Raw genomic sequence first — 1497 nt, 5'->3', positions numbered from 1 at the left:
CAAGCAGAATCTCTACACAGTTATCCCCGGGCTATTAACGCTCCAAATCCCTCCTATTTCTTGGCAATAAATACAGTTAAAGAAGACTTAAAATTTGCTGAATCTCAAGTCAGAAATCATGAAAAATCCATCAGCAGATTAAATGACTTAGAATGGGAATTCAAGTCAGTACTAAGAAAATCATCATATTGGTCAGGTTCATTAGCTGATAGCAATATGATGGAAGAAATACTGAATGAAATGGGAATAAAAGAGCTAATGCAAGATTTAGAAAAAAGACTGAGAGAATTGCAGGAACAGGTTAAAAAATTTAGCCTTGAATTAACCAAGTTCTCCATCGTTACTGTGTACGGCGAATCAAGAGTAGAAGATTTTCAATATCAAAATGGAGCTGCTCACCATGACATTGAATGAATACCCTTTTGCAGCGAGCTATGCTCCTCGTCCGGAAAAACCAATCGTGGCCTTGAAACCTAAAGCTTGGTCAGTATTTTTGAGTTGGAAAAACCTCCGTGGAATAATTTTCATAATTCCTCTTTTTTCTATAGCCTGGCAGTACCTAACTCTACAACGAACCGAATATATGTTTACAACTCAACGGTTTAGGACTATTACGGGACTTTTTAACCAAGAAATTGACGAAGTTTGGCTATTTCGTGTGACAGATTTACGCATTTTAAAGCCATTTCTTTATCGTTTATTTGGAATAGCAAATCTTTACATTTACTCTACAGATAGAAACAACAAACTCGTGGTTATTCAGGCAATTTCGCTTACAGATGCCTTGAAGCTGCATGAAATTCTTCAACAGCAAGTCAACATTGAGCGACATAGAAATCGACCTGATATTCCAGGCTCTTGGCAGTAATCAATCATCTCAAAAAAAGGAAATAGTAATATGGCTGACCAAAACACATCTACTAACGGCGAGACTAATACTTCTTGTCCCAGCACAATAGATAGTCCAGAACTACAAGATAAAGATATATGGAGTTCTTATGACAATACCTTTGGCAAATACGCATTTCACGGGGGAATGGAGGGATACTTAGAAAATAAAGACCCTTCGCCTGAAAGTCCACAACAAGAGTGTTTCTACGATGATTCAGGTAATCTAATCGACGAAAATCATCAATACGCAGGAATGAGAGGAACCGCCAATGAATACGATGGACATAAGGGCGATAGTTCAGAACTATGGAACCATTTTTATAACGATAGTGGGGGAATCTGGCAAAACGGTGGAGAAGCCTTTTCTACCTCTGTGGAATCCTACTATGACTCTGTTGAAGATTATGTTTCTGATGTCTATGACTCTGTGGAAGATTATGTTGATGATGCCTTTGAATGAAGTCAAAGTCAAAAGCTCTTGAACGTCCTCAAAGCTTATCTGTCAAGCGTTTTTATCCCCTCTATTCTAACCCGCGCCAAAAAGCCACAAAAACTAAAAAACTTCGCCAACAACAAATGGTTAATAAACAGCCAAAACCAGTCATT

Annotated in this window: 2 protein-coding genes and 1 pseudogene; all 3 read left to right on the top strand. The window is 38.0% G+C overall.

Annotated elements, in window-relative coordinates; translation table 11 throughout:
• Positions 1 to 414: pseudogene (locus tag IQ242_RS24605) on the top strand (hypothetical protein); the annotation flags it as partial.
• A complete protein-coding gene (locus IQ242_RS24600; protein WP_228021201.1) occupies positions 386 to 868 on the top strand; it encodes a PH domain-containing protein in 483 nt (160 codons plus the stop codon). The pseudogene IQ242_RS24605 and the gene IQ242_RS24600, both read left to right, overlap by 29 nt.
• A gap of 30 nt (positions 869 to 898) precedes the next feature.
• Complete coding sequence (locus tag IQ242_RS24595) at positions 899 to 1351, top strand: hypothetical protein (RefSeq protein ID WP_193961756.1); 453 nt, start codon at positions 899 to 901, stop codon at positions 1349 to 1351.
• The last annotated feature ends 146 nt before the right edge of the window (positions 1352 to 1497 follow it).

The organism is Microcystis sp. LEGE 08355, from assembly GCF_015207185.1.
In the GTDB taxonomy this organism is placed as follows: Bacteria; Cyanobacteriota; Cyanobacteriia; order Cyanobacteriales; family Microcystaceae; genus Microcystis; species Microcystis panniformis.
The sequence above is the reverse complement of the archived record's forward strand: the minus strand, read 5'-3'. Positions and strand labels throughout refer to the sequence as shown.

What these genes read in the sequence shown, in the direction of transcription:
- IQ242_RS24600 (WP_228021201.1), top strand. Translation starts at nt 386, where the DNA reads ATGGAGCTGCTCACCATGACATTGAATGAATACCCTTTTGCAGCGAGC.
- IQ242_RS24595 (WP_193961756.1), top strand. Translation starts at nt 899, where the DNA reads ATGGCTGACCAAAACACATCTACTAACGGCGAGACTAATACTTCTTGT.